The sequence below is a fragment of the Herbaspirillum sp. DW155 genome (assembly GCF_037076565.1).
GTDB lineage: Bacteria > Pseudomonadota > Gammaproteobacteria > Burkholderiales > Burkholderiaceae_D > Herbaspirillum.
Genome location: NZ_AP029028.1, coordinates 5,243,111 through 5,263,074 on the forward strand (window position 1 = coordinate 5,243,111; position 19,964 = coordinate 5,263,074).

The following is a 19,964-nucleotide window of genomic DNA, read 5'->3' on the forward strand; positions in this document are numbered from 1 at the left end:
CAATGAGGCAATGAAAAAAGGGCGGCGTCTGACGACGCCGCCCCTTCACCTCAAGACCGTTACGTCACTCAGGCAATCGCATCCGGACGCGGACGCGCAATCGCGAACACCACCGCCACTGCCACCAGGTCAAACGCGGCCAGCAGCACGAACAAGGGGCCATAGCCAATCTGTGTAACGAGGATGCCGAAGAGCAGCGTGAACAGCGTCGCGCCCAGATAACCGCTCATGCCGGTCAGGCCCGTGGCGGTGGCCACCTGATTCTTGGTGAAGACATCAGAGGTAATCGAATACAGCGCGCCCGACAAAGTTTGGTGCGCAAAGCCACCGATGGAGAGCAAGGCGATGGCCACATACGGACTATCGACGAAGCCCACGCAGGCCGGCCCGATCATGGCAAGACTGCCCACCAGCATCACCAGCTTGCGCGAGGTGAACAGCGACACGTTCAGGTGCTTGTGGAAGAACGGGCTCAGGTAGCCGCCCAGCACGCAACCGATGTCCGCCGCCAGGAAAGGCAGCCAGGCGAACATGGCGATTTCCTTGATGTTCATGTGGCGCTCGGTGGCCATGTACAGCGGAATCCAGGCATTGAAGGTCTGCCACGCCGGTTCCGACAGGAAGCGCGGGATGGCGATCGACCAGAAGTTCTGGCTGCGCACGATCTTGGTCCAGCTTTCGCGCACGACTTTTTCAGGCGTCTTTTCCTGACCGCCCAGGATGTAGGCGCGCTCTTCCGGCGAAAGCAGCTTCTGGTCGCGCGGGCTCTTGTAGAAAAACATCCACAGGAAGAACCACAACACGCCCAGCACGCCCACCACCACGAAGGACATCTTCCAGCCGCCATGCAGGATGGTCCATACCACCAGCGGCGGTGCGCACAGCGCGCCGATGGACGAGCCGATGTTGAACCAGCCAATGGCCACCGACCGTTCCTTGGCCGGGAACCATTCGGTGGAGGCCTTCACGCCGCCGGGAATACCCGCCGCTTCGGTCATGCCCAGCAAGGCGCGGAAGAACGCCAGGCTCTGCCAGCCGGTCGCCAGTGCGGCCGCTGCACAGACCAGCGACCAGGCCAGGGCGAAGATGCCGAAGCCGATCTTGGTGCCGACGGCATCGAGAATGTAGCCGGCCACCGGCTGCATGACCGCATAGCAGATCTGCCATGCCACCACGATGTAGGAGTACTGCTGGGTACTCATGTCCAGCTCTTTCATCATGGTGGGGGCGGCCACCGACAAGGTGTTGCGGGCCAGGTAATTGACGATCAGGGCCAGGGTGACCAGCGTCACCATGTACCAGCGGATTCCTCTTACGTACTTCATGGCGTCTCCAAAAGGATTGTTCTTCAAAGGGCAGGCGTTGCACGGCCCCCTCGCCTCTGCGGCCCTGAGTGCGCGCCCGCTCTCGCGGTGGATGGCGCGCAACGACAGGCCAGGACGGCGCGGGAGCCGTCCGGGTTCAGGCAGGTGGGAAATGCATACCTGTCTCCGGATGAATTTTTATTGTCTTTTTTATCATTTTATTTATACGATGTCGTATAAGTTAAGGTGCAATTAGTCGGACTAATTCTTCATGCAGGTGGACAACTCTAATGATCAGCGCGAAGGAAGTCAACCGAATTTGATGCAGATTCCTTCCTGGAAAGCGCATTAGCTGGCTATTTTATTGACATCAGGTGAAGGATCACGCACACCGGGCGACAAGACTTGCACCGCAGCGTCGACTCCTTCATAGTGTCCGCAGACGAACTCATCGGCAGCAGTCATCGTACATGTCAGCACTCCATTCTCCCGAACTTCCGCGCCGCGGCAACCTCAGCCGTTCCGAACACATCTGCAAGCAGATCATCGCAGCGATCCTGCGCGGGGAATGGGGCGAGAACCGCAAGCTGCCCACCGAGGTCGAGCTGGCGCAGCGCTACGAAGCGTCGCGCACGACGGTGCGCGAAGCGCTCTCGCGCCTGCGTTCGGAAGGGATAGTGGTGTCGCGCCGGGGCTCGGGCAACTACGTGCAGCGCCTGCCGGTCCTGCAGAGCAGCGCGCCGGCGCAGATTGCCAGCATCCATGACGTGGAGCGCTATTACGCCTTCCGCGAATGCGTGGAAGTGGGCGCCGCCGGCATCGCCGCCAGCGCGCGCGAGGACGATGACCTGGCCCTGATGCGCAATTGCCTGCAAGCCTTGCGGCGGGCGCAACTGAACGGCCAGACCGGCGTGGACGAAGACCTGGCCCTGCACATGGCCATTGCGCGGGCCACCCGCAATCCCTTCTTCATCTCCACCATCGAACATGCCCTGGGTCCGATCCGCCAGTGCATGGAACTGGCGCAGAACCTTGGCTCGCCCCAGGAGGCCGAGCGCATCCAGATCATCGACGATGAACACCAGGCCATCATCGATGCCATCGCGGCAGGATCGGCCCCGCGCGCCGAGGCGGCCATGCGGGCGCACATCGGCCATGCGCGGCAGCGCATCTTCGAGGGCGGCTAACAACGACGGCGACGCATGAAACAACAACGCCGGGCCATGCCGGGCCCGGCGTCCTTGTCCGGCCGACAGTCGCTTATGCGGGGTTCTGCACCGAGGCCGGCAGATCGCGGCCGTGATACTTCTTGTAGATGGCATTGAGCTTGCCATTCTTCATGTTGGTCTTGACCCAGCCATCGATCCATTCCTTCAGGCGCGGCTGGTTCTTGTTGATGGCGATACCGAGATCAAAGGCCTTCTGTTCGAATTTCATTTCCAGGTTCTTGCCCGGCGCTTTCTTCTGCATCTCCTGCAGGTTGGAAGGCGTGCTGGAGAAGACTTCCACCTGGCCCGTCACCATCGAGGTGATCAGGGTCGCATCATCTTCATAACGCATGATCTCGGCGCCCTTGGCGTTCTGCGTGGTCAGCGTATCGTTGGGCGTGGCACGGGTGACGCCGATGCGCTTGCCGTTGAGGTCGGCGTAATCCTTGATGGCCATGCTCTTGGGTGCACCGATGATGAGGCTGATGACCGCATAGGGTGTGGAGAAATCGATGACCTTCAGGCGCTCCGGCGTGATCGACAGCGAACCCACGACGATATCGGCGCGGTTGGCCTGCAAGGTCGGCACGCGCGCGGAATTGGCCACCGGCATCAGGTCAAGCTGCACGCCCAGGTCTTGTGCCAGCAGGCGCGCAGCCTCGACGTCGGAACCGGCCGCTTGCAGCTTCTCGTCGCTGTAGCCGAACAGCGGCGTGCTGGAGGTGGTGGCGATGCGGATCTTGCCGGCCTTCCTGATATCGTCCAGCTGATCGGCCAGGGCAGCGTGGGCGCTCAGGCCCAGGATCAGGGCGGCGAGGGCCGTGCGCGCGAGGAGGCGCGATTTGGTTTTTTGCATCTTTTGTCTCCGTTATTTTATGAACAGGTCGTACAGGGAACAGCGTTTGCGCTACAGGTCGGCGGCCAGAAAGGCTTGTAGTTCGGGGGTGTGCGGGTGGTCCAGCATGTCGCCGGGGCCGACTTCCCAGACCCGGCCCTGATGCATGTAGATGATGCGATCGGCCACCCGCTTGGCGAAGTTCATCTCATGCGTCACCAGCAGCATGGTCATGCCATTGGCGGCCAGGTCTTCCATCACGCGCAGCACTTCGCCGGTCAGCTGCGGGTCCAGCGCCGAGGTCACTTCATCGAACAGCATCACCTTGGGCGCCATCGCCAGCGAACGGGCAATCGCCACGCGCTGCTGCTGGCCACCCGAGAGCTGCTCCGGATAGGCGCTGGCCTTCTCGTCCAGCCCCACCTGTGCCAGCGCCGCCAGGGCCACGCGGCGGGCCTCGGCCTTGTCCTGCTGCTTGACGTGGCGCAGCGCCAGCATGACGTTTTCCAGCACGTTCAGATGCGGGAACAGGTTGTAGCTCTGGAACACGATACCGACCTCGCGCCGCAGTCGGTGCAGATCCACCTGCGGATCATCGACGCGGATGCCGGCCACCTCGATGCTGCCCGAATCGATGGTCTCGAGCCGGTCGATACAGCGCAGCGCGGTGGACTTGCCCGAGCCGGAAGCGCCGATGATGGCGATCATCTCGCCGCGCGCCACCTCGAAGGACACCCCCTTCAAGACCTGGTTGTCGCCGAAGCTCTTGTAGACCTGATCGAGCCTGACGATGATGGGCTGCGCCTCCTGGGCGGGCGCGACCGGGCGCAGATGTGGCAGGGCTTCGGTTTTAGCGATGGCTGACATTGAGTTTTCTCTCCATGGATGCGCTCCAGCGCGACAAGGGATAGCAGAGCAGGAAATAGAAAGTGCCCACCAGCAGGAACACCAGGAAGGGCTGGAAGATGGAGTTGTTGATGATCTGCCCGGCCCGGGTCAGCTCGACAAAGCCGATCACCGAGGCCAGCGACGTCAGCTTGATCAGCTGCACCAGAAAGCCGATGGTCGGCGGCAGCGACAGCCGCATGGCCTGCGGGATGATGACCAGGCGCAGCGTCTGCCAGCGCGTCAGCGACAGGCATTCGGATGCCTCCCACTGCGGACGCGGCATGGCTTGCACGCAGCCGCGCCAGATGTCACCCAGGTAGGCGCTGGTATAGATCATCATCGCCAGCCCGGCTGCCACCAGCGCCGGCAGCACCAACCCATATACCGACAGGCCGAAGTAGACGATGAACAGCAGGATCAGCAAGGGAATGCCCTGCACGCATTCGATGAAGAGGATGGCCGGCCGCCGCAGCCAGGCGCGCGGCGAGATGCGCGCCAGCATCACCAGGAAGCCGCCCGCACCACCGAGCACAAAGGCCAGCGCCGAGAGCACCAGGGTCCAGCCTATCGACTGCACCATGAAGAAAAAGTAAGTCCAGCTGAAGCCGCCCATCATGATGTGCTCCCTTCGATGCGCAGCGACGCTGCCGTATGGACCGCCACCGGTCGTGATGCGGGATGGACATAGGGCACATGCGCCAGCGGTGCCATCCCGGCCGGATCGGTCGCCGGCAGGCGCGAGACCGGACTGCGCCTGCCCTGCGCGGCAGTGCGACGCAGCGTGCGGCGGCGCTTGAAGAGGGTCTCGCCGATGGCATAGGCCACCAGCTTGACCAGCACTGCCAGCACCAGGTACAGGGCGGCGACCACGATGTAGGTTTCCAGCGAACGGAAGGTATCGGATTGCACGGTGTTGGCGATGGCGGTCAGCTCCTCGGCCGAGATCTGCGAGGCCATCGCCGAGGCCTGCATCATCAGCAGGAACTGGCTGGTCAGCGCCGGATAGACGCGCTCGATGGCCGGTTGCAACATCACGTGCCAGCGGATGCGCCAGACCGGCAGGCCCAGACATTCGGCGGCCTCGATCTGCCCGCGCGGCACCGAATCGATACCGGCGCGGATGATCTCGGCGGCATACGCGGCGATGTTGATGATCATCGCCAGTACCGCCGCCGCGAAAGTCGGCATGCGGATGCCCAGACTGGCCAGACCGAAATACAGCAGGAAAATCTGCACCAGGAATGGCGTATTGCGCACCACCTCGATATAGCCGCTGCAGGTGCGGGCCACAAGGCGATTGGGACTGTTCTTGGCGAAGGCGACGAAGATGCCGACGGCCACACCGACGATGACCGCCAGCGTGGTCATCTTCAGCGTCAGCCAGGCGCCGTGCAGGAACACGGGCCAGTACGGCGCGAGCGGACTGAAGTCGAGAGAGAAGTTCATGGGCTGCCGGTCCATCAAGGTTTCAGGAAACCGGACATCGGTGCGGCGCGGGCGCGATCCTGCTGCGTGCGAGCGGCCCGGTGTGCCGGGTGCTGCCTTGCTGCGATTCAGGTCAAGCGGTTGCGTGCTGTGCTGCCATGCCGCGCGGCCGGAACTTCAGGCCGCGACGGGAATACGACGGTACTGCCGAGGGTGAAGCGAAAACTGCTGTGGATAAATTAACTGGCCAGGGGATCGAAGGGCCCGGCGGCCGTGAAGGCGCCGCCTTGCAGGGTCATGACCGGATCATCGGCCGCCGGTTGCGGCTGTGCCTCCACCTTGGCGCGGAAGATTTCCGAACTGTCCTTGGGCGCATAGCCCAGGTGCGCGGCGTAGCGGTTGTCCCACCAGGTCTTGGCGTTGGCCGACATGCCATAGACCACCGTGTGGCCCACGCCCGGGATGAACAACGCACGGCGCAGCAGTTGCTCGAAATCGTCCATGCTCATCCAGCTGGCCAGCATGCGGCGGTTGGTGGCTTCCGGGAAGATCGATCCGATGCGGATGCTCACCGTCTCCACGCCATAGCGGTCGAAATAGAACTGCGCCATGTCTTCGCCGTAGGACTTGGACAAGCCGTAGTAACCATCGGGACGCTTGATGTCATGGGCATCGATGCGCTCATCCTGGCGATAGAAACCGGTGACGTGGTTGGAGCTGGCGAAGATGACGCGCCTGACGCCATGACGGCGCGCCGCCTCGTAGATATGGAAGACGCCCTTGATGTTGGCTTCCAGGATCTCTTCGAAGGGACGCTCCACCGACACGCCACCCAGGTGGATGATGGCTTCGCAGCCTGCCACCATGGCATCGACCGCAGCACGGTCGGCCAGGTCGCAGCCCAGCAGTTCTTCATGCGCGGCCGCCGCATCGACGGTCTGCATCGCGGACGCCAGATCGGCCACCCGCACGCGCTCGGCGAAAGACGCCAGGCGTGGCCGCAATTGCCGGCCCACGCCGCCGGCCGCGCCGGTCAGCAGCAGACGGGAAAAGCGGGCGGTTTGCCACGCATCGCGGTCGGTATCTGCGCTCATGCGGGCTGTCTCCTGATGGTTGCTCATCGTTGTTGTTGTCGAATCGGGTGCTGCGTTCAAGGGCGATCATGTCGGCAACGGCGCTTACGGTCGAATGTAGCCGGTCGAGCTTGTACGTTGTCGTATCACTTGCCGGATTATTCCCGCCGGGGTGCGGCTTGTCAACTCGAAATGAAGACAGCTTGTCGGTTGGCAAATGAAGTTCCGTGCAGGAAAGTCTCGCTGGCTCGCACGCAGGCGAGCCAACGAATCACGGGCAATTTTCAGGAATATGCCGTTCGTGCGACCGGTTCAACGTTCGACCATCCCAGGCCGCCATCTCTTTCGATGCCATCAAGAGGGCGATTTCTGCGTGGCCGCAACAGGCTGCGCCGTCTGCTCGTTCCAGCCCCCGCCGAGTACCTTGTAGAGCGTGATGCGGTTGCTCTGCTCGGTCAGGCGCAGCGAGATCAGGGTCTGCTGGGCCGAGTACAGCGTGCGCTGCGCCACCAGGGTGGTGAGATAGCTGTCGATGCCATTCTTGTAGCGCGCCTCGGACAGGCGGAACGCCTTCTCGCTGGCGGCCGTGGCCTTGCCCTGCGCATCCAGCCGCTGATCCAGCGTGGCGCGCACGGCCAGGGCATCGGCCACTTCGCTGAAGGCGGTCTGGATGGCCTTCTCGTAATTGGCCACGTCGATGTCGCGCGTGATCTTGGCCGAATCCAGACTGGCGCGCAGGCTGCCGGCGTTGAAAATGGGCAGGTTGATCGACGGCACGAAACTCCAGCTGCCGCTGCCGGGCTTGAACAGGCCACCCAGCGTGCGGCTGGCGGTGCCGCCATCGGCGGTCAGCGTGATGCTGGGGAAGAAGGCCGCGCGCGCCGCGCCGATGTCGGCATTGGCAGACTTCAAGGTGTGCTCGGCCGCCAGCACGTCGGGACGGCGCAGCAGCACCTGCGAGGGCAGCCCGGCCGGGGTGGCCGGCAAGACGCTGGCCGTCTCAGGCAAGCCCGTGGGCAACAGCGCCGCATCGACGTCGGCGCCCACCAGCAGGCGCAGTGCGTTGATGTCCTGCGCGACCTGGCTGGTGTAGCTGGCCACATCGGCGCGCGCCGATTCCACGGTGGCTTCCAGACTGGCCAGGTCGACCCCGGAGACGGTGCCGATGTCGTGGCTGCGCCGGTTCAACTCATAGGTCCGCGACTGGCTGGCATAGGTGTCCTGTGCCAGTCTGAGCAGGTCGCGGTCGGAGGCCAGCGTGAGCCAGGCCGTCGCCACTTCGGCGACCAGGCTGATGTGGGTGCTGCGACGGGTCTCGACCTGGTATTGATAGGTTTCGAGGGCGGCATCGGAGAGATTTTTCAAGCGCCCGAAGAAATCCAGCTCATAGGCGCTCATGCCCACCGTCACGCTCTGCTGGTGCGATACCGTGGCCCGGCCCGTGCTCGACAACTCGGCCGGCGTGCGGCTGGCGGTGCCGCTGCCGGTGGCGGAGATGGACGGATAGCGATCGGCATCGGTGATGCGATATTGCGCGCGCGCCTTCTCGATGTTCAATGCCGCCACGCGCAGGTCGCGGTTGTTCTCCAGCGCGGCGGCAATCACCTTCTGCAGACGCGGATCGAGGAAGAACTGGCGCCAGCCCAGCTGGTCCGCCTCGACCTCGCTGGCGGCCTGGCCCACCTTGCCGGTGGTGCCGACCACCGTCTTGCCATCGACCTGCTGCGTCCAGCCGGACGGCACCGGTGCGGCCGGGCGGGCGTAATCGGGTTCGAGACTGGCGCAACCCGCCAGGGCCGCCGCCAGCGCCAGAATCATGGCCGTGCGCGGCCACAGGGTGGATGGATGTTGTGCGGGACGGTTCATCACACGCCCTCCTTTTGTATCGCGTGATCGTCATCCGGGCGAGGCTTCTTGGCCGCACGGCGGTCCAGCCAGGTGCCGATCAGGTAGTAGAACAAGGGCACGAAGAAGATGCCCAGCATGGTGGCCGAGAGCATGCCGCCCAGCACGCCGGTACCGATGGCGCGGCGGCTGGCCGAGCCGGCGCCGGTGGCCACGGCCAGCGGCAGCACGCCGAACATGAAGGCCAGCGAGGTCATCAGGATCGGGCGCAGGCGCAGTTGCACCGCCTCCAGCGTGGCATCCCACAGGCTCTTGCCGGATTCGTGCAACTGCTTGGCGAATTCGACGATCAGGATCGCGTTCTTGGCCGACAGACCCACGGTGGTCAACAGGCCCACCTGGAAATACACGTCGTTGGACATCCCGAAGATCCCCGTCAGCAGCACGGTCCCGATGATGCCCAGCGGCACCGCCAGGATCACCGCGAAGGGCACCGACCAGCTCTCATAGAGCGCGGCCAGGCACAGGAACACGAACAGGATGGAGATCGCATACAGCATCGGCGCCTGGTTGCCCGAGAGCCGTTCCTGGTAGGACGATCCGGTCCACTCGAAACCGATGCCGGCTGGCAGTTGCGCGGCCAGCTTTTGCACTTCGGCCATGGCGGTGCCGGAGCTTACGCCTGCCGCAGGCTCACCGACGATCTCGAAGGACGATACGCCGTTGTAACGCTCCAGCAGCGAAGGACCATAGGTCCACTTGCTGGTCATGAAGGCCGAGAAGGGCACCATCTGGCTGGCCGAATTGCGCACGAACCAGCGGTTCAGGTCGTCCGCCTGCATGCGGAAGGGCGCATCGCCCTGCACATAGACCTTCTTGACGCGGCCATTGCTGAGGAAGTCGTTGACGTAGGTGCCGCCCATGGCCGTGGCCAGTGCGGAGTTGATGTCCGAGGTCGCCACCGAGAGGGCATCGGCCTTGCGGTCATCGATGGCCACGCGCAGCTGCGGCGTGTCATCCAGGCCGGTCGTGCGCACGTTGGCCAGCATCGGACTGGAGCGTGCCGCCCGCAGGAACTGATCGCGCGCCTTGAGCAGGGCATCATGACCCACGCCACCCACGTCCTTGAGTTCGAAGTCAAAGCCCGAACTCTGGCCCAGGCCGCGCACCACCGGCGGATTCATCAGGAACACGCGGGCGCCGCGGATCTTGGACAGATCCATGTTGGCGCGACGCACCAGTGCGGAAGCCGACTGGTCGGCGGCGGTGCGCTCATCCCACTGCTTCAGGCGAATGAAGGCGCGTGCGCTGTTCTGGCTGTTGCCCCCCACGCCCGAGCCGACGATGGCGAGCACCGACTCGACCGATTCGGGCTTGTTGAGGAAGTAGTCCTGCACCGTCTTGACCACGGTGGCCGTCTGTTCGGCAGTCGCGCCCGTGGGCAGCTGGATTTGCGCCATCAGCACGCCCTGGTCTTCTTCCGGCAGGAAGGAGGTGGGCAGGCGCATGAACAGCACCGCCATCGCCACGGCAATGAGCGCATACATCAGCAGACCACGCCTGCCACGCTTGAGCAGGCCGCCCACGCCGCCCCGGTAGCGGGTGGCGTTGCGGTCGAAAGTACGGTTGAACCAGCTGAAGAACCTGCCCTGCTGTACCTGCCCGTGCGCATGCGGCTTGAGCAGGCTGGCGCACAGGGCCGGGGTCAGGGTCAGCGCCACCATCACCGACAAGGCCATGGCCGAGACGATGGTGATGGAGAACTGGCGATAGATCACCCCGGTGGAGCCGCCGAAGAAGGCCATCGGAATGAACACCGCCGACAGCACCATGGCAATGCCGACCAGCGCGCCGGTGATTTCCTGCATGGACTTGCGTGTGGCCTCCTTGGGACTGAGCTTTTCCTCGCTCATGAGGCGCTCGACGTTTTCCACCACCACGATGGCATCGTCCACCAGAAGCCCGATGGCCAGCACCATGCCGAACATGGTCAGGGTATTGATCGAGTAACCGAACATGGCCAGGATGCCGAAGGTCCCCAGCAGCACCACCGGCACCGTGATGGCCGGAATGAAGGTGGCGCGGATGTTCTGCAGGAACAGGTACATGATCAGCACGACCAGCACGATGGCTTCGATGAGGGTCTTGACCACTTCTTCCAGCGACACGCGCACGAAGGGCGTGGTGTCATAGGCGATATGGGTCTTCAACTTCATGGAGGCCGGGAAGTAGGGCTCCAGCTCGGCCATCTTCTTCTTGACCGCATCGGCCGTGGAGAGCGCATTGGCGCCCGTAGCCAGCTGGATCGCCAGGGCCGAGGACGGCTTGCCGTCCTGGCGCGAGGCCGTCTGGTAGCTTTCGCCACCCAGTTCCACCCGGGCTACGTCCGACATCTTCACCACCGAACCGTCGGCAGACGACTTGACGACGATGTTGCGGAATTCCTCAGCCGTGGTCAGCTTGCTGCGCGCGGTAATGGTGGCGTTGATCTGCTGCCCCGGCCGGGCTGGCAGCGCGCCGATTTCGCCGGCCGAGACTTCGGTGTTCTGCGCCTCGAGCGCGCTGGTGATGTCCGACGGCATGAGCGCATACTTCTGCAACTTGGCCGGATCGAGCCAGATACGCATCGCGTAGTTGGTACCGAACGCGGTCACATCGCCCACACCCGGCACGCGGCTGATCTGGTCGGTCAGGCTGCTGCTGATGAAGTCGCCGATGTCGATGCTGGTGATGCGCGGATCGTCCGAACTCAGCGAGAGCACCATCAGGATGTCGGTCGAGGCCTTGGTGACCGTCACGCCATTGTTCTGCACCGCCTGCGGCAGACGGGCCGTGACCTGCTGCAGCTTGTTCTGCACCTGCATCTGCGCCACGTCAGGATTGGTACCGGCCGTAAAGGTCAGCGTCACCGTGGAGGAGCCAGCCGAACTGGAACTGGCTGACATGTATTGCAGGTTGTCCAGACCCTTCATCTGCTGCTCGATGATCTGCGTCACCGAGTCTTCCAGGGTCTTGGCCGAGGCACCGGTATAGGTGGCCTTGATGTTGACCTGCGGCGGGGCGATGTTGGGATACTGCTCCAGGGAAAGAGAACGGATCGACATCATGCCGCCCAGCATGATGATGATGGCCATGACCCACGCGAAGATGGGCCGGTCGATGAAGAAACGTGCCATGTGCGCCTCGCTTACTTCGACCGGGCGCCGGAAGCAGCCGCCGTTCCTGCGCCGGCAGCCCGGCCGGCATCCCCGCCCAGCGACGGATCAGCGGCGGCCGCTGCGGCTTCGCGCGCCAGATCCTTCTGCAGGCTGTCGGTGATGTCGATGGCACGCGGGGTATCGCCGGCGCGCACCTTCTGCAATCCGTCGACGATGAGCTTGTCACCTTCCTGCAAGCCCTTGCTGATCCACCAGTTGTTACCCACCGCACGCGCCACGGTCACCACGCGCTGCTGCACCTTGCCGTCACTGCCCACCACCAGGGCGGTGGCAGCACCGGTCTGGTCGCGGCTGATGGCCTTCTGCGGTACCAGCAGGGCGTGTTCATCCACCCCCTCCTCCAGCACCGCACGCACGTAGGCGCCCGGCAGCAACACGCCATCCGGATTGGGCACGACCGCGCGCAGCGTGATCATGCCGGTGCCGGTATCGACCGACAGACCGGTGAATTCCAGCTTGCCGGGATGATCATAGGTGGAGCCGTCTTCCAGCAGGATCTTGACCTGGGCCGCGTTGGCGCCGCTCTTGCTGATCTGGCCGCTGGCCAGTTCGCGGCGCAGGCGCAGCAGGTCCACGGTGGACTGGGTGACGTCGACGTAAATCGGATCGATCTGTTGTACCGTGGTCAGTGCCGTGGTCTGGCTGGCCGTCACCAGCGCGCCGGGCGTGACGCTGGATTTTTCGATGCGGCCCGAGATCGGCGAAAGGATCCTGGTGTATTGCAGGTTGATGGCGGCGGTCTGCACGGCGGCCTTCTGCACTTCCACATCGGCCTGGTTCTGGCGCAGGGTGCTTTGGGCGTCATCGTTGTCCTGCCTGGCGACGGCATCGATCTTGTTCAGCTCGGCATAACGGTCGGCCTTCAGCCTGGAGGAAGCCAGCGTGGCCTGCGCCTTCAGGAGCGAAGCCTTGGCGCTGTCATAGGCCGCCTGATAGCTGGCCGGGTCGATCTGGTACAGCGGCTGGCCGGCCTTGACCAGGCTGCCTTCCTTGAACAGGCGCTTCTGGATGATGCCGCCCACCTGGGGACGGATGTCGGCCGCCAGGTAGGCCGTGGTACGGCCGGGCAGCTCGGTGGTGAGCGACTGGCGCTGCGTCTTGAGGACCACGTAGCCGACTTCGGACTGGGCCGCCGGTTTGGGCTGGTCGCCCGATCTGGAGCAGGCGCCCAGGACGGCAACCAGCATCAGGGACAGCGCCAGGCGCGCTGCGGTGGAGGAACGGCGCCCGGCGTGGCGCGCAGTGCTTGCAGTATGGAACATGATCGGGTGGCTTTCTGCCCGTCCGCAAGCCGCCATGGGCAAGGGTTCCGGGCGCAATGAGCTATCGGACCTACGATGATGTACAGCAAATGTGAGGGAAATTTGAGCAAACGCGGCCGTATGTCAGCCCTGCAACAGGCTGGCCGGTCCGGCCTGATGTGGCCCCACCGGTGGCCATGTTCTTGTTAAGCTTTGCCTGATTCCACCCACTGCCTGCAGCACCACCATGTCCATCGCCCACACCATCGCGGAGCTGTCTGACCGCTTCTTCTATCGCGCCAACATTCGCCTCAAACTCTTCTATGCGATGCTGGCGCTGATCGTGGCGGTGATCGCGGCCATCAATGGTGCCGGCCATTACATCTTCAACCGCGACTTCCTCGGCTACCTCAACGAACAGGCCCAGCAGCGCATGGAAGACATGGTGCCGCGCCTGGAGCTGGCCTATCGCGAGCATGGCAACTGGGACTTCATCCGGGGCAAGCCGCGCGTCTGGTTCGAGCTGATGAGGCCGGCCATCGTCGAACACAATGGCATGGCGGCCACCCCGCTGCCCCCCATGACGCCCTCCGACCTGACCGGTGCGACCCTGCGTTTTTCCCTGCTGGATGCCCATCGGCAGCTGGTGATCGGCTATCCCAACGTCGGTCCCGACGCGCGCCTGCGGCCGCTGATGCAGGATGATGTGATCGTCGGCTGGGTAGCGCAGACCCCCTTTGAGAGCGTGATCGGTGCCATCGACCTGCGCTTCCAGCAAAGCCAGTTCCTGGCCCAGCTCGTCATCGCGGTGGTCGCGGTGATGCTGGCCGCCTTCCTGGTGGTGCGCATCTCGGGCGTGCTGACGCGGCCGCTGACCCGCGTCGCACGCGCCACGCATCGCCTGGCCGGGGGCGATTACGCGATCCGGGTGGAAGTGGAATCGGGCGATGAAGTGGGCATGCTGGCGCAGGACTTCAACCAGCTGGCCATGACGCTGGAACGCAACGAGAAGCTGCGGCGCGAATTCATGGCCGATGTCTCGCATGAACTGCGTACACCGCTGGGCATCCTCAACGGTCAGCTGGAGGCGCTGGAAGATGGCGTGCTGCAGCCCGATGCGCAGACGCTGCGCTCGCTCAAGAGCGAGGTGGAACATCTTAACAAGCTGGTGGGTGACCTCTACGATCTCTCGCTGGCCGATGCCGGCGCACTCACCTATCGCCACGCCGACATCGACCTGGCACCGCTGCTGCGCGACAGCGCGGCTATCTACGCCGAACGCTTCAGCCAGCGCGGCATGCGCCTGAGCACCGCGCTGCCCGCCGCCATGCCGCTCCATGCCGATGGCGCGCGCCTGCAGCAGCTGTTCAACAATATTTTCGAGAACAGCCTGCGCTATACCGACAGCGGCGGCCGCCTGGAGGTACATGCCCACCTGCTGCAGCAACACTGGCACCTGATCTTCGATGACAGCGAACCTGGCGTGCCACCTGAGGTGATGGCCCGCCTGTTCGAGCGCTTCTTCCGGGTCGAGTCCTCGCGCAACCGCGCCAGCGGCGGCGCCGGGCTGGGTCTGGCGATCTGCCGCCGTATTGTCGATGCACACCGGGGAACCATCGGCGCCAGCGCTTCACCCTTGGGTGGCCTGCGCGTATCCGTGGTCTTGCCGGCACGCCTGGATGGCGAGGGAGAAAGCACATGAACAGCACGCCCGACGACTTCCAGTTCAGCCCACCGGCCACGGCCGATATCCTCATCGTGGAAGATGAACCCAAGCTGGCTGAACTGCTGCAAAAATATCTGGCGGTGGCCGGCTACACCTCGCGCCATGTCGCGCGCGGCGATGCGGCACTGGACGCGGTACGCGCGCAGCGGCCGGACCTGATCCTGCTCGACATCATGTTGCCGGGAATGGATGGCTGGGAAATCTGCCGCCAGCTGCGCACCTTCTCGGACGTTCCGGTGCTGATGCTGACGGCACGCGCCGAAGAAGAAGACCGCTTGCGCGGACTGGAACTGGGGGCCGACGACTACATCGGCAAGACGCCCTTTTCACCGCGCGAAATCGTGGCCCGGGTGAAATCCATGCTTCGCCGCAATGCGCTGGTACAGCGCGCCGCGCAGACCCAGCAGGCGGTGCAGACGGCCTCGCCGCTGGTCATCGATGAAGCGCGCCACCAGGCCACCGTGCGCGGCGAACCGCTCAATCTGACCCCGCTGGAACTGCGCCTGCTCAAGACCTTCGCCGCCGCGCCGGGCCAGGTCTTTTCGCGCGATCAGTTGCTCAATCACCTGCACAACGCGGACCGCTTCGTCACCGACCGCGCCATCGACACCCACATCAAAAACCTGCGGCGCAAGCTGGAGCCTTTTTTCCCGGGCCACAATGCGATCCAGGCGGTGTATGGCGTGGGTTACTGCTTCGAGCTACCGCCGGCGTAAGCGCTTGCGGGCTGCGGTGCCGGCGCCGTTCAGCGCCGGATCTTGAACACGCTGACCACCTGCGAGAGGCGACCGGCCTGATCCTGCAGGGACTGCGCCGCAGCGGCGGCCTCTTCCACCAGGGCCGCGTTCTGCTGGGTCACTTCATCCATCTGCGTGATGGCACGATTGATTTCCTCGATACCGGTGCTCTGTTCGCTGCTGGCCGCGCTGATTTCGGCCACCACGTCGGTCACCCGCTTCACGCTGGCCACCACCTCATTCATGGTGGTGCCGGCGCGTTCGACCAGCTGACTGCCGGCGCCGACCTTTTCCACGGAGTCATCGATGAGTTGCTTGATCTCCTTGGCAGCGGACGCCGAGCGCTGCGCCAGCGAACGCACTTCGGAGGCCACCACGGCAAAACCGCGTCCCTGCTCGCCGGCGCGCGCCGCTTCCACCGCGGCATTCAACGCAAGGATGTTGGTCTGGAAGGCGATGCCGTCGATCACCGTGATGATGTCGGCAATACGATTGGAGCTTTCGGTAATGCCTTCCATGGTCCGTACCACCTGGCTGACTACCTGGCCACCCTGACTGGCGACGTCCGAGGCCGACGCGGCCAGCTGGTTGGCCTGGCGCGCATTGTCGGCATTCTGCTTGACGGTCGCCGTCAGTTCTTCCATGGCGGAAGCGGTCTCTTCGAGCGAACCGGCCTGCTGTTCGGTACGCGAAGACAGGTCGAGGTTGCCGGTGGCGATTTCCTGCGAGGCCGTGGTGATGGCATCAGTGCCATAACGCACCTCGCTGACGATCTTGTTCAGGCTCTCGTTCATGGCACGCAAGGAGTGCATCAGCATGCCGGTTTCATCCTTGCTGTCGGAACGGATGTCGACCGTCAGATCGCCCTGAGCCACGCGCTCAGCCACGTTCACGGCTTCGTTGAGCGGACGCGAGACTGCGCGCGCCACCGCCAGCGCCAGTGCAAAGGCAATCACCACGATGGCCGCCAGCAAGCCGATGATCCAGGCGCGTGCTGCATTGAAGACTTCGGTGGCGGTCTGATCCGAACGCTGGGTGCCGACGTCGTTGATCTTGACGATCTCGTCCATGTTTTCCAGCATGCTGCGGAAGGTCTTGTTGGACTCGCCCTTGAAGACGGCGCGGGCTTCTTCTTCCTTGCCGGCGCCGGAGATCTCGGCGATCTTCTTGTCGATCTCGAGGTAAGTGGCGAAGTTCTTGGAGAACTTGTCGTAGGCGGCCTTCTCTTCCGGCTCCGAGATCTGGGCCTCGTAAGCGGCGCGCTGCTTGGCCAGGATGTCCAGGCGCGTCTTGATGGCCTTGATGGCGTCTTCGCGCTCGGCGGGCGTAACCGCCGTGATCATCTGCAATTCGGAAATACGCATGCGCGGTAGCGATGCCTGGATCGACTGCGCCGCCTTGATGGTGGGCAGCCAGTTGGTGGCCATGTCGGTGGACGCCTGGTTCACCGCGCTCAACTGGCGGATGGCGAAGATGCCAAGGAAGACCGTGAGGATGATCACGGCGGCGAAGGAAAGAATGAGCTTCTTGGCGATCTTAAGATTGTTGAACCAGTTCATGTCTGCCCCGAATTATTGCTGTGGTGGATTTCACAAGTCATTCTAGGCAAGTCGCGAAGCGGCCATAACGCTGATTACACGGGCGTTTACGGGGTAATTGCCCTGCGGTGGCGCGAGTCTGACAACGCCGTCAGGCTGGGCCGGTCAACTGGTCAGGCCACCACATCAGTCATTCCCTTGTGGCGATAAACTTGGTGACTGCACAATCATTGCACCGACCGCTGCCTGCTCACCCGCCTCGGCCTGTCGGCGCGCATGCCAGTCACCGCCCAGGGCCTTGATGAGGAAGACCGATACCAGCAAGCGCTGGCCCATCAATTGCGCCGCCTGGCGCTCGCTGTTGAGCAGGGACTGTTGTGCGTTGATCACATCCAGATAGGGCGTCGCGCCGCCTTCGTAGCGGCTGTTGGCGATCTCCAGCACCCGGCGTGCACTGGCGATGGCCGATTGCGCCTGGCGGTAGGCCCGGTCCAGTGAGGCGATACCGGTGATGCCATCTTCCACTTCCTGCATCGCCGTCAGTACGGTGCGGCGATAGCTGGCCACGGTGGCGTTATAACCGGCCTGGCTGAAATCCACACCAGCGCGCAGACGACCACCATCGAACAGACTTTGCGAGGCCGACACGCCCAGCGACCAGAGCACGCTGGGGGCATTGAAGAGCGACGCCCAGTTGCGGCTGTCGACGCCGTAGCCGGGCTGCAGCATGAAGCTGGGATAAAAGGCCGCGCTGGCCACGCCGATCTGCGCATTGGCGGCGGCCATGGCGCGCTCGGCAGCGGCCACGTCGGGGCGACGTTCCAGCACGTCGGAGGGCACGCCCAGCGGAATTTCCGGCAGCGCGACGGGCGCCAGCGAAGGCGGCAGGCGAAACACGGGCGCGGGGGTGCCGGTCAGCGTGGCGATGGCGTGCTCATACTGCGCACGCTGGCGGCCCAGGATATCGACCTGGGTCAGGGTGTTGTCCAGCAGCGCTTGCTGCTGGGCCACGTCCAGCCCGGAGGTGGCGCCCAGGTCGTGACGCGCGCTGGCCAGTTCCAGGGCCTTGCGTTGCAGGGCGATGGCCCGCTGCACCACATCCAGCTCGACGTCCAGCTCGCGCAGGTTGAAGTAATTGCTGGCCAGTTCCGCGCTCAGCAGCAGGCGGGTGTTTTCCAGGTCGGCGGCCGATTGCTGGGCCGAGGCATTGGCCGCTTCCACCGAACGCCGCACGCGCCCGAAGAAATCCAGTTCGTAACTGACATTCAAACCCAGCGCGAAATCGTTTTGTACGGTGGCGTAATTGGGCGAGTTGTAGTTGGTCAGTGGGCGGTTGGCCGAAATACGTCCACGTGCCGCACGCGTATTGATGCCGACCTGCGGGGATTGCGCCGCTCCCGCCACCTCCAGCTGCGCGCGCGCCTGGGCCAGCCGCGCAGTGGCGATGGCCAGGGTCTGGTTGCCGGCCAGGGCCTGCTGTTGCAGGGCATTGAGTTGGGCATCGTTGAAGCGCTCCCACCAGGGGCCGCGCGGTGCGGCATCCTGCGGCTGCATGGCGCGCCACGGTGCTTCCGGCGTCCAGGCGGCGGGCATGTCGAGCTGGGGCCGCACGTAATCGGGACCGCTGGCGCACGCGGCCAGCAGCAAGGCGCCGGCCAGCGCAAGCGCCATGCTGTGCGGACGGTGCAGGCTCATGAGGCGGCCTTCTTGTCCGCGGGGCGGGCGGACTTGTCCTGGGGCTGCTCCAGGGTCGGCTCCACCTGGTCGCCTTCGGCCAGCGAGTCGGAGGGATTGAGGATCAGTTTCTCATTGCCGCTCAGACCTTCCAGCACCTCCACGGTGAGTCCGAAGTTGCGGCCCAGCCTGACCTTCTTCAGACGCACCTTGTTCTGTTCATCCACTGCCGCCACCAGCGAACCATCGCGCCGGAACATGAGCGTATCGGCCGCCACCAGCAGCGTGCCGCTGGGCTTCAACGGCAACTCCACCTGCACGAAAGCGCCGGGCAGCAGCGCATGGTCGGCATTGGAGAGCGTCACCTCGATCTGCATCGAGCGCGTGGCCGGATCAATGGAGCCGGCAGTGCGCGCCACCTTGCCTTCGAACTTGCGCCCGCGCAGTTCGGCCTGGGTCACCGTGACCTGCTGGCCCGGCTTGACCAGATTGGCATAAGCCTGCGGCACGTTCACGTACACGCGCAGCGGATCGGTCTGCGACAGCACGAACAGCGCGCGGCCGGCACCCGGATCGATCAGGTCACCCACATCCACATTGCGGCGCGTGATGATGCCCGAGAACGGCGCCACGATGCGCTTGAATCCTTCCACCTGCCGCAACCTCTCCACGTTGGCATCAGCCGCCGCCAGGTTGGAACTGGCCTGGGCAAAGGCGCTGCGGCGTTCATCGAGTTCCTGCTGCGAGACCGCATCCTTCTTGCGCAGGGCTTCCCAGCGCGCCATCGAACTCCTCGCAAGCTCGAGGCTGGAAGCGGCCTGCTGGCGCGCCGCCAGGGCTTGCGAGAGCTGCTGGTCGATCTCGGGTGTATCGAGTTCAGCCAGCAGCTCGCCCTTCTGCACTTGCGCGCCGATGTCCTTGGTCCAGCGCTTGAGGTAGCCACCGGAACGCGCCGAGATGGGTGATTGCACGAAGCCCTGCAGGCTGCCCGGCAAGGCCAGCGTCTGGCCATCGGTACTGCTGCGGGCCGGTGCCACCCGCACGAAGACCCGGGCGCGTTCAGCGGTGCCGGCCTCCAGTGCGCGGGCATTGGCGGCGCGGCTGATGAGGGTGCGCGCGGCAACGGCGGCCAGCAGCACCAGCACCACCACCAGCACGACTTTGGCGCGCTTCATCATCTGCTGGCGCTGTTGCGGCTCGCCCTCGGAAAGAGGATGGATGCCGAGTTCGGAATGACGGTCATGCGACATGA

At 64.3% G+C, this 19,964-nt stretch carries 15 protein-coding genes; 3 read left to right on the forward strand and 12 right to left on the reverse strand.

Going from position 1 to position 19,964, the window contains the following annotated elements; translation table 11 throughout:
• Positions 1–68: 68 nt before the first annotated feature.
• Positions 69–1,325 (reverse strand): MFS transporter, encoded by a 1,257-nt coding sequence (locus AACH55_RS23900; protein WP_338717168.1) that lies wholly within the window; start codon positions 1,323–1,325, stop codon positions 69–71.
• Positions 1,326–1,774: 449 nt separating this feature from the next.
• Here AACH55_RS23900 and AACH55_RS23905 point away from each other — a divergent pair, with 449 nt between their 5' ends.
• The gene (locus AACH55_RS23905; protein ID WP_338717169.1) at positions 1,775–2,491 is read left to right on the forward strand and encodes a FadR/GntR family transcriptional regulator; all 717 of its coding nucleotides are present in this window, start codon (positions 1,775–1,777) and stop codon (positions 2,489–2,491) included.
• A gap of 73 nt (positions 2,492–2,564) precedes the next feature.
• Here the strand turns inward: AACH55_RS23905 and AACH55_RS23910 are convergent, their stop codons facing one another.
• The 8 genes from AACH55_RS23910 to AACH55_RS23945 all read right to left on the reverse strand — a co-directional run bounded on the left by AACH55_RS23910 (position 2,565) and on the right by AACH55_RS23945 (position 13,058).
• Complete coding sequence (locus tag AACH55_RS23910; protein ID WP_338717170.1) at positions 2,565–3,368, reverse strand: transporter substrate-binding domain-containing protein; 804 nt, start codon at positions 3,366–3,368, stop codon at positions 2,565–2,567.
• Between the two features lie 51 nt (positions 3,369–3,419).
• Positions 3,420–4,214 (reverse strand): amino acid ABC transporter ATP-binding protein, encoded by a 795-nt coding sequence (locus AACH55_RS23915; protein WP_338717171.1) that lies wholly within the window; start codon positions 4,212–4,214, stop codon positions 3,420–3,422.
• On the reverse strand, positions 4,198–4,851 hold the full coding sequence (locus AACH55_RS23920) for an amino acid ABC transporter permease (protein ID WP_338717172.1): 654 nt from the start codon (positions 4,849–4,851) through the stop codon (positions 4,198–4,200). The genes AACH55_RS23915 and AACH55_RS23920 overlap by 17 nt, the downstream gene beginning before the upstream one ends.
• Positions 4,848–5,681 (reverse strand): amino acid ABC transporter permease, encoded by an 834-nt coding sequence (locus AACH55_RS23925; RefSeq protein WP_338717173.1) that lies wholly within the window; start codon positions 5,679–5,681, stop codon positions 4,848–4,850. Before AACH55_RS23925 ends, AACH55_RS23920 begins: the two co-directional genes overlap by 4 nt.
• A 218-nt stretch (positions 5,682–5,899) precedes the next feature.
• Entirely contained in the window at positions 5,900–6,754 is an 855-nt protein-coding gene (locus AACH55_RS23930; RefSeq protein WP_338717174.1) for an NAD(P)-dependent oxidoreductase, read from the reverse strand.
• A 333-nt stretch (positions 6,755–7,087) separates the two neighbouring features.
• Positions 7,088–8,599, reverse strand: coding sequence for an efflux transporter outer membrane subunit (locus tag AACH55_RS23935; RefSeq protein WP_338717176.1), 1,512 nt, complete (start codon positions 8,597–8,599; stop codon positions 7,088–7,090).
• Entirely contained in the window at positions 8,599–11,754 is a 3,156-nt protein-coding gene (locus AACH55_RS23940) for an efflux RND transporter permease subunit (RefSeq protein WP_338717177.1), read from the reverse strand. Before AACH55_RS23940 ends, AACH55_RS23935 begins: the two co-directional genes overlap by 1 nt.
• 11 nt (positions 11,755–11,765) lie before the next feature.
• Complete coding sequence (locus AACH55_RS23945) at positions 11,766–13,058, reverse strand: efflux RND transporter periplasmic adaptor subunit (RefSeq protein WP_338717178.1); 1,293 nt, start codon at positions 13,056–13,058, stop codon at positions 11,766–11,768.
• A 226-nt stretch (positions 13,059–13,284) separates the two neighbouring features.
• Here AACH55_RS23945 and AACH55_RS23950 point away from each other — a divergent pair, with 226 nt between their 5' ends.
• Both AACH55_RS23950 and AACH55_RS23955 read left to right on the forward strand, forming a co-directional pair.
• Positions 13,285–14,739, forward strand: coding sequence for an ATP-binding protein (locus AACH55_RS23950; protein ID WP_338717179.1), 1,455 nt, complete (start codon positions 13,285–13,287; stop codon positions 14,737–14,739).
• The gene (locus tag AACH55_RS23955; protein WP_338717180.1) at positions 14,736–15,479 is read left to right on the forward strand and encodes a response regulator; all 744 of its coding nucleotides are present in this window, start codon (positions 14,736–14,738) and stop codon (positions 15,477–15,479) included. The genes AACH55_RS23950 and AACH55_RS23955 overlap by 4 nt, the downstream gene beginning before the upstream one ends.
• Before the next feature lie 29 nt (positions 15,480–15,508).
• On the opposite strand, the gene AACH55_RS23960 is transcribed toward AACH55_RS23955, so the two are convergent.
• The 3 genes from AACH55_RS23960 to AACH55_RS23970 form a co-directional block, all read right to left on the reverse strand.
• Positions 15,509–17,059 carry a methyl-accepting chemotaxis protein gene (locus tag AACH55_RS23960; protein ID WP_338717181.1) on the reverse strand — a complete coding sequence of 517 codons (1,551 nt, stop codon included), beginning with the start codon at positions 17,057–17,059 and terminating at the stop codon, positions 15,509–15,511.
• Between the two features lie 165 nt (positions 17,060–17,224).
• On the reverse strand, positions 17,225–18,733 hold the full coding sequence (locus AACH55_RS23965) for an efflux transporter outer membrane subunit (RefSeq protein WP_338717182.1): 1,509 nt from the start codon (positions 18,731–18,733) through the stop codon (positions 17,225–17,227).
• Entirely contained in the window at positions 18,730–19,962 is a 1,233-nt protein-coding gene (locus AACH55_RS23970; RefSeq protein WP_338717183.1) for an efflux RND transporter periplasmic adaptor subunit, read from the reverse strand. The genes AACH55_RS23965 and AACH55_RS23970 overlap by 4 nt, the downstream gene beginning before the upstream one ends.
• Positions 19,963–19,964 lie beyond the last annotated feature (2 nt).

Coding starts and splice junctions, on each gene's coding strand:
- AACH55_RS23920 (WP_338717172.1), bottom strand. CDS start 4,851: ATGATGGGCGGCTTCAGCTGGACTTACTTTTTCTTCATGGTGCAGTCG.
- AACH55_RS23965 (WP_338717182.1), bottom strand. CDS start 18,733: ATGAGCCTGCACCGTCCGCACAGCATGGCGCTTGCGCTGGCCGGCGCC.
- AACH55_RS23905 (WP_338717169.1), top strand. CDS start 1,775: ATGTCAGCACTCCATTCTCCCGAACTTCCGCGCCGCGGCAACCTCAGC.
- AACH55_RS23900 (WP_338717168.1), bottom strand. CDS start 1,325: ATGAAGTACGTAAGAGGAATCCGCTGGTACATGGTGACGCTGGTCACC.
- AACH55_RS23935 (WP_338717176.1), bottom strand. CDS start 8,599: ATGAACCGTCCCGCACAACATCCATCCACCCTGTGGCCGCGCACGGCC.
- AACH55_RS23950 (WP_338717179.1), top strand. CDS start 13,285: ATGTCCATCGCCCACACCATCGCGGAGCTGTCTGACCGCTTCTTCTAT.
- AACH55_RS23930 (WP_338717174.1), bottom strand. CDS start 6,754: ATGAGCGCAGATACCGACCGCGATGCGTGGCAAACCGCCCGCTTTTCC.
- AACH55_RS23940 (WP_338717177.1), bottom strand. CDS start 11,754: ATGGCACGTTTCTTCATCGACCGGCCCATCTTCGCGTGGGTCATGGCC.
- AACH55_RS23970 (WP_338717183.1), bottom strand. CDS start 19,962: ATGTCGCATGACCGTCATTCCGAACTCGGCATCCATCCTCTTTCCGAG.
- AACH55_RS23910 (WP_338717170.1), bottom strand. CDS start 3,368: ATGCAAAAAACCAAATCGCGCCTCCTCGCGCGCACGGCCCTCGCCGCC.
- AACH55_RS23945 (WP_338717178.1), bottom strand. CDS start 13,058: ATGTTCCATACTGCAAGCACTGCGCGCCACGCCGGGCGCCGTTCCTCC.
- AACH55_RS23955 (WP_338717180.1), top strand. CDS start 14,736: ATGAACAGCACGCCCGACGACTTCCAGTTCAGCCCACCGGCCACGGCC.
- AACH55_RS23960 (WP_338717181.1), bottom strand. CDS start 17,059: ATGAACTGGTTCAACAATCTTAAGATCGCCAAGAAGCTCATTCTTTCC.
- AACH55_RS23915 (WP_338717171.1), bottom strand. CDS start 4,214: ATGTCAGCCATCGCTAAAACCGAAGCCCTGCCACATCTGCGCCCGGTC.
- AACH55_RS23925 (WP_338717173.1), bottom strand. CDS start 5,681: ATGAACTTCTCTCTCGACTTCAGTCCGCTCGCGCCGTACTGGCCCGTG.